The organism is Lentihominibacter sp. (assembly GCF_046951855.1).
Classification (GTDB): domain Bacteria; phylum Bacillota; class Clostridia; order Peptostreptococcales; family Anaerovoracaceae; genus Lentihominibacter; species Lentihominibacter hominis.
Genome location: NZ_JBKTXS010000053.1, coordinates 1 through 7,056 on the forward strand (window position 1 = coordinate 1; position 7,056 = coordinate 7,056).

Annotated in this window: 8 protein-coding genes, 1 tRNA gene and 1 riboswitch; of the genes, 6 read left to right on the forward strand and 3 right to left on the reverse strand. The window is 38.2% G+C overall.

All coding sequences use genetic code 11. The features are described from left to right. The 6 genes from infB to ACLR96_RS09815 all read left to right on the forward strand — a co-directional run. The coding region (infB, locus tag ACLR96_RS09790; protein WP_412265806.1) for a translation initiation factor IF-2 at positions 1 to 1,196 on the forward strand (1,196 nt) is incomplete at its 5' end. A gap of 9 nt (positions 1,197 to 1,205) precedes the next feature. After that, entirely contained in the window at positions 1,206 to 1,601 is a 396-nt protein-coding gene (rbfA, locus tag ACLR96_RS09795) for a 30S ribosome-binding factor RbfA (RefSeq protein ID WP_177270577.1), read from the forward strand. Between the two features lie 2 nt (positions 1,602 to 1,603). Next, on the forward strand, positions 1,604 to 2,572 hold the full coding sequence (locus ACLR96_RS09800; RefSeq protein WP_187524703.1) for a DHH family phosphoesterase: 969 nt from the start codon (positions 1,604 to 1,606) through the stop codon (positions 2,570 to 2,572). Beyond that, entirely contained in the window at positions 2,573 to 3,523 is a 951-nt protein-coding gene (gene truB, locus ACLR96_RS09805; protein ID WP_177269182.1) for a tRNA pseudouridine(55) synthase TruB, read from the forward strand. Between the two features lie 18 nt (positions 3,524 to 3,541). Next, positions 3,542 to 4,477: a bifunctional riboflavin kinase/FAD synthetase gene (locus ACLR96_RS09810; RefSeq protein ID WP_177269184.1), complete on the forward strand. Its 936-nt coding sequence runs from the start codon at positions 3,542 to 3,544 to the stop codon at positions 4,475 to 4,477. A 58-nt stretch (positions 4,478 to 4,535) separates the two neighbouring features. Next, positions 4,536 to 4,612, forward strand: a tRNA-Pro gene (locus tag ACLR96_RS09815). A gap of 350 nt (positions 4,613 to 4,962) precedes the next feature. On the opposite strand, the gene ACLR96_RS09820 is transcribed toward ACLR96_RS09815, so the two are convergent. The 3 genes from ACLR96_RS09820 to ACLR96_RS09830 form a co-directional block, all read right to left on the reverse strand. Next, entirely contained in the window at positions 4,963 to 5,484 is a 522-nt protein-coding gene (locus tag ACLR96_RS09820; protein ID WP_177269186.1) for a folate family ECF transporter S component, read from the reverse strand. Positions 5,485 to 5,563: 79 nt separating this feature from the next. After that, positions 5,564 to 5,654: riboswitch (THF riboswitch) on the reverse strand. Positions 5,655 to 5,697: 43 nt separating this feature from the next. Beyond that, positions 5,698 to 6,081 carry a DUF4363 family protein gene (locus ACLR96_RS09825; protein WP_177269188.1) on the reverse strand — a complete coding sequence of 128 codons (384 nt, stop codon included), beginning with the start codon at positions 6,079 to 6,081 and terminating at the stop codon, positions 5,698 to 5,700. After that, positions 6,078 to 6,782, reverse strand: coding sequence for a DUF421 domain-containing protein (locus tag ACLR96_RS09830; RefSeq protein WP_177269190.1), 705 nt, complete (start codon positions 6,780 to 6,782; stop codon positions 6,078 to 6,080). The genes ACLR96_RS09825 and ACLR96_RS09830 overlap by 4 nt, the downstream gene beginning before the upstream one ends. Positions 6,783 to 7,056: the final 274 nt, after the last annotated feature.

The window sequence follows — 7,056 nt, forward strand, 5'->3', positions numbered from 1 at the left end:
TTCCTATGATAGTAGCTATAAATAAAATAGATAAACCGGGAGCAAATCCTGACGTAGTTAAATCCGATCTGGCTAATAACGGTGTTCTTGTAGAAGACTGGGGAGGAGACGTAATAAGCGTGCCTGTATCGGCCAAGACAGGAGAAGGTATCGTAAATCTTCTTGAAATGATATTGCTGCAGTCAGAAGTTTTGGAACTTAAAGCTAACCCTAACAGACTGGCATTGGGAACTGTTTTGGAAGCACGTCTTGATAGGGCGAAAGGTCCCGTGGCAAGCCTTCTGGTACTCAATGGTACTCTGAAAGCCGGAATGAGTATTGTTGCCGGAACATGTTCGGGTAAGATCAGGCGTATGACAAATCATAAGGGTGAGACATTAAGACAGGCAGGACCGGCCACTGCAGTGGAAGTGCTGGGGCTTACAGAAGTACCTCATGCAGGAGATGTGTTCAATGCGGTTAAAGATGACAGACTGGCAAGGGAAATAGCTGAAAACAGACAGCTCAAGCTCAGAGAAGAGGTGCTCGCCAGAAATTCAAGTACTACATTGGAAGAATTGTTCAGCCAGATACAGGAAGGTGAAGTGAAAGAACTTAACCTTATTATAAAAGGAGACGTTCAGGGTTCTGTAGGAGCGATAGTGTCATCACTGGAAAAGCTCTCTAATGATAAAGTAAGAGTTAAGATTGTTCATACAGGCGTCGGTACTGTAAATGAATCAGATATAATGTTGGCAGGTACATCAGGATCTATCATAATAGGATTCAATGTGAGACCAAGTACAGCTGTGAGTGCCATCGCTGAACGTGAAGGAATACAGATAAGAACTTACCGAGTTATCTATGATATCATAGATGATGTAGAAAATGCCATGAAGGGTATGCTGGATCCTGAATTTAAGGAAGTGATTTTGGGAACAGTAGAGATAAGGGATACTTTCAAAGTTCCCGGCGTTGGTATTGTAGGGGGAGCTTATGTTACAGACGGAAAAGTTGTTCGTAATGAGCAGATACGTCTTGTAAGAGACGGCATAGTTATCCACGAGGGTAAGATTTCATCTTTAAAACGATTTAAGGATGATGCAAGAGAGGTGGCTCAAGGGTACGAATGCGGTATAGGTATAGAAAATTATAATGATATCAAGGAAGGCGACGTAATAGAGTGCTTCACTATGGAAGAAATCGAAAGAAAGTAGGAAATTGATATGGGAAAAGGACATAGACAGGGAAGGCTGGGCGAGGAAATAAAAAAGATCGTAAGCGGAATGCTTTTAAAAGATCTTAAAGATCCGCGTCTGTCGGCAATGATAAGTATAACCGCAGTAGAAGTGACAAGTGACGGCAGCTACGCTACTGTATATCTGTCTGTCCTGGGAACAGATCCAAGCACGGAAACAGCAGCAGAGCAGCAGAGCGAAATTATTGAGGCTTTTAATAATGCCAAAGGCTTCATAAGAAGAGAGATAGGTCATCAGGTAAAGCTGCGGCATGTGCCGGAACTTGTATTTAAAATAGACAGGTCCATGGAATACGGAAGACATATATCTAAGATAATAGATGATCTGGATATAGATCATAGCAGTGATGATGGAGAAGAATAATTATGATAAGCAATACTTCACTGAATGAGATGGGAGCTATTCTTAGGGAAGCAGAAACTATATTGATATTCCCTCATGTGAGTCCTGATGGAGATGCAATAGGGTCATGCGCGGCACTCTGCCGCGCCATGAGGTCTGAAGGGAAAACAGCATGGATACTTCTTGATGAACCGGTTCCTAAATATTTAAGTTTTATGGATACGGAGTTTTGTACACAAGATAGGGGCATAATACAGAATCCTGATATATGTATCTGTATAGATTGCAGTGAAGACAGCCGTTTTCGTGAGAGAGCAGATAAATTTAACGAAGGCAGACTTAAACTGTGCATAGATCACCATATAACTTCCGGAAGCTTTGGAGATTATTATTATATAGACGGAGATGAAGCGGCAACAGCTCAGATAATCTACAAACTTCTCACAGAGATGAATATTGTGATAGACAAACTTATAGCAGAATCTCTTTATATAGGGATAAGTACTGATACCGGTAGTTTTCAACACTCTAATACAACATCAGAAACGCACCTCATAGCGGCGAAGCTGTTTGAGAGAGGAATAGATCATGTAAAGATAATAGTAAATCTTTACAATAATATGAGCTACAAGAGGATAAAACTTGAAAGTGAAATATTGAGCAATATGCAGCTGGCTGCCGGAGGAAAGGTGTCTGTTTCCTATGTGACACAGGATATGCTTAATCGGTATGATGCTGTTTTAGAAGATTGCGAAGGAATTGTAGACACATTGAAAAATATTGAAGGAGTAGAATTTGCTGCTTTTCTTAAGGAGAAGAACGGATCAGTGAAGGTCAGTATGCGAGCAAAATCTTACGGTAATGTAGATAAGATTGCCGTTAAATTCGGAGGAGGGGGGCATATTAAAGCTGCCGGATGCACACTTGATATACCGATGGAGAAAGCAGTTGATCTGATAAAACAAGAGTTGAGTAATTATTGGGAGAATTAGATGAAAGATGGTATACTGATTTTAAATAAACCTCAAAACTGGACTTCGCACGATTGTGTTGCTGTATGTCGCAGAGTCACAGGTGTGAAAAAGGTTGGCCATGGGGGTACTCTTGATCCCATGGCAGAAGGACTTCTTCCTATTTTCATTGGCAAAGCGACCAAGATCATGGAATATCTTGATCTTGATTATAAAACATACAGATGTACAGCGAAATTAGGGATTGTGACTGATACTCAGGATATCTGGGGAGAAGTTATGGAGACAAGAAATACCGAAAATATAGAGATTTCGGACATACTTAAGAAAATAGAGCTGTTTCGGGGGCAGATAAGTCAGATACCTCCGAAATATTCTGCAGTAAGAGTTAACGGAAGAAGGCTTTATGAATATGCAAGGGATGGTCAGGATATAGAGGCAAAACCAAGGAATGTGCATATAAGTAAGCTGGATATTATAGATATAGATATTGACAAGAAAAATATAATGTTTGATGTGACATGCTCCAAAGGAACATACATAAGAAGTATATGCAGTGGTCTGGGAGAAGCCCTCGGCTGCGGAGGCGTTATGCAATCCCTGTACAGAACGTCAAGTGGTGTGTTTACATTGAAAGGAGCCACATCACCTGATGAACTTAAGGAGCTTGAGTGTTCTGATATAGAAAGTAGACTTCTGGAAATTGATTTTCCTCTTGTTCACTTAGGCAGAGCGGAAATGAGCCGGGATCGAGCAAGATATTTTTGCAGAGGAAACAGCATTAGATGGAAACAGGTAAAAGTGACTAAAGAACCGGAAAAGGACAATTACAAAAAGTATAACAGCAGAGGAAGAAGATACAGCAGCATATACCGTGTTTATGAAGCAGAAACAGGATGCTTTTTGGGGATAGGGTATTACAGTGAGAGAGAGAATGCTCTGAAAGCTGATAAGATATTTGCTGCGGTATGATTTGAGAGGCGATATTATATGAAAATTTTCAATTCACTGGAGGAAGTGAACGGTATACAACCTACCGTTGTAGCTTTAGGAAATTTTGATGGTGTTCATAAAGGACATCAGCAAATAATAGAGAGAACTGTCAGAAGCGCACAGGATATGGGGCTCAAAAGTGCTGTGTTTACATTTTCCAATCATACAAGAACATTACTTAAGAATTTGCCTGCGGTAAAGAATATACTGTATGCAGAGGAAAAAGCCAAAATAATCGAAACTATGGGTATAGATTACATGTTTAATATACCATTTACAAATGATATATTAACTATGTCTCCGGAAGACTTTATAAAAGATATACTTGTGGATAAATTTAAGATAAGAGAAGCTTACTGTGGCTTTAATTACAGTTTCGGATATAAAGCAAAGGGAACTCCCGAAGTGCTGATGCATGAAGGTCTGAAGCATGGTTTTGGCATCCACGTACAGGAACCGTATAAGATAGATAATATCATAGTAAGCAGTACGTATATAAGAAATTTGATAGCTGAAGGCGATATGGAAAGATGTATGAAATTCATGGGCAGAATGTATTCCATAGGAGGGGAAGTAGTTGTGGGAAATAAGCTTGGAAGGACGATAGGCTTTCCTACATCAAACATAATGATAGATGAAACTATGGCAACTCCACCTAATGGTGTGTATATAACATATTGCACATATAATGGTGTAAAATATCCCAGTGTTACAAATGTTGGCGTAAAACCTACAGTAGGAACATATAATAAAAATATTGAGACTCATATATTTAATTTTGACAGAGAGCTTTATGGTAAGCAAATACGTGTAGAATTTATAAAGCGTACAAGAGAAGAACGTAAATTTTCGGGTATTGAAGAGTTAAGCAAACAAATTGAAAGCGATTGTATTATGGCTAAAGCTTATCACCGTGAGAAAGGTTCTTTATAAGTTGCTGCAAAAAATACTGGAAATTTTAAAATAAAGTAATATAATATATTATGTAAGACGGGATGTGGCTCAGCTTGGTAGAGCGTTGCGTTCGGGACGCAAAGGCCGCAGGTTCGAATCCTGTCATCCCGACCAGTAAGGACGGCTGAATTTTATGATTCGGCCGTTCATTTATTATGTAAGATTTTCTTTTTTGAGGGGGGGGTAAAGATCATGATTAAAATAAGCGACAATAACGAATCTGCCTTTAATACTATAGGTATTTGTGCCACCAAACTACTGTAAAAAAAAGATAAGGCGTTATATTCTGAAAGAGAAATGTGAAGGAAATTATAATTTAAAGGAATGGTATTAAAGACTGCAGCAAATGTATGATCAATTAGTAGATTTGGCGAATAAAAATAAAATGTCAGAAAAATAATTTGAAGAAAAACAATGCGCTTAAGCTATCCAAATCTTAAGCGCATTTTTTTAAACAACACGTTTTAAGCTGCCCAGCTTTTCATAAACGGAAGTCTTGAAAGTATACGGTTCCACACAAGTGGTATTAGCAGCAGATGGATAGGAAGCATAACCACACATTTCAATATTCTTGTGGGAAGCAACGCTATAAATCCATCGCCCATGAGTATAGACAGCCATACTGTATCAAGCAACAGATTGAGACCTAAAATTATGATCAGGCTGGCAGGCAGTACAGTCTTCCATGTGATCTCTTTACCGTGAAGAAATAATCCGAAAATTAATCCGGTAATAAAAGCTGTCAGGGTGAAACCGGGGAAGTAAGCTCCTGTAGGGAAGATCATCATTCCCAGAAGGTCGCCTACGGCATATCCGACAGCAGTCCACAATGGTCCGAACATTATACCCATCATGGCAACCGGAAGGAATCCGAAGCCTATTCTCAATATGGGTGTATTGATTGAACAGAATCTTGTCAGTATTACTTCCAGCGCGATAAGAAAAGCCATGATCACAAGTCTCATAGTATTAGACTTATTTTCCATTAAAAAAACTCCTTTCCTCAATAGTCGTAGAATTAACTACACTAAAGAGTATAGAAGTTTTCACTAAATTCCTTGGTGTAGTAGCGGACGCGATATTGCACCGCAGCAAAGCTTTCGTTCATAAGCAACATCCCATCTTATGACACTTTACGCACAATACCTACTCTACGCAAAAAAAGTATAGCATATAACAGCATAATATACAATTAATTTTTAAAAGAGATTGCCCATATTAGGCATTTCGTTTTCATGCAGAAAATCGAAACGATATTGAAGAAATGCAGATTCGGCAGCAGCATTTCCCGCATCTTTAAGTTTTATATAATAGTATGCTTTAGAAACATAACTATCTACTTCGTTTACAGATTCGGTGTCTATAAAAAATGCAGAAAGCTTCTTATATCTGTCCCAATCCTTTGCAATAAAATCAAAACGTTTTTCAGCAGTTTCCCAGTCGTTAGATTCAATAGCAGGGAGAATTTCTTCACTGATGATTGATTTGTAATTATCGACAGTCTTCGCTGCGTATTTATCGTATATACCCCAGGGTATGATCAGTATAAGCATGCATATTATAGAAATAATAAGATCTCTCATATAATCACCTCCGAAGCTTTTTTCTGATTTTTCCCGGAAGTAAACACATGAAGCTTTGACTGACCATCACAAAATGCAAGAAAGACTTGGGTATAATCCGAAATTCCCAGTTTGATGAGCTCGTCTTTAAGTTGTTTGATACTCCAACCTGATTTTTCCACATTCTTACTGTAAATTATCCCGTCTGAAATAAAGACCACAGGCATTATCTGCTTTTTCTTTTCTATAGACATATCTTCAGGTGTTAAAGGTTGCTTATCACTCTTCGGTATTATAGAGAGATCTCCATTAGATTCCATTACAGCAAAATCCACATCTGATATAGAAGGCGAGCCGCCTATACGTAGCTGCTCCATAAGATCATTTATTGTAATCCTTAAGGCTTTCAGTTCTTTCCTGTTTATCTCTCCGTCTTCTATCAATACACTCGGTTTTCCGCTGAAAAAGTTTTTGAACTTCTCGCTTTTAAGAGAAAGAAAAGAAATAAGAACTTGCAGAAAGAGCAGTGTGAAGATGGCCGCCACACCTGTTATCATAGATACGTCCGGAGATTCTATCGGAATAGAAGCCAGTTCAGCTATCATAAATACAACTATGAGCTGAAAGGGAGACATCTTTGAAAGCTCAGCCTTTCCCATAATACGTATCACAAACAAAACTATCAAATATAATAGAACTGTTCTTATAAGAACTATAGTCAAAATATTCACCTCCTGATAAATATTAATTATTATTCGCAATTTAAATATTGTTATACTTATTAAAAAAGAAAATGTTACTTTAAAAAAGACTTTGAGGGACAAATTTAAATAAGAAATTGTCAATAGAAACAAGTGATTGCAAGGCTTTAAAAGAACCGTCGAAAAATGATGAAAAAAGTTGAATAAAATTGTTGACAAAACATTTAACATAAGATATACTAAACAAGCTGTCACGGCAGAGAGGAAAACAACGGAAAATAACGACGAAAAAAAG

Coding starts and splice junctions, on each gene's coding strand:
- ACLR96_RS09800 (WP_187524703.1), top strand. CDS start 1,604: ATGATAAGCAATACTTCACTGAATGAGATGGGAGCTATTCTTAGGGAA.
- truB (WP_177269182.1), top strand. CDS start 2,573: ATGAAAGATGGTATACTGATTTTAAATAAACCTCAAAACTGGACTTCG.
- ACLR96_RS09825 (WP_177269188.1), bottom strand. CDS start 6,081: ATGAGAGATCTTATTATTTCTATAATATGCATGCTTATACTGATCATA.
- ACLR96_RS09810 (WP_177269184.1), top strand. CDS start 3,542: ATGAAAATTTTCAATTCACTGGAGGAAGTGAACGGTATACAACCTACC.
- ACLR96_RS09820 (WP_177269186.1), bottom strand. CDS start 5,484: ATGGAAAATAAGTCTAATACTATGAGACTTGTGATCATGGCTTTTCTT.
- rbfA (WP_177270577.1), top strand. CDS start 1,206: ATGGGAAAAGGACATAGACAGGGAAGGCTGGGCGAGGAAATAAAAAAG.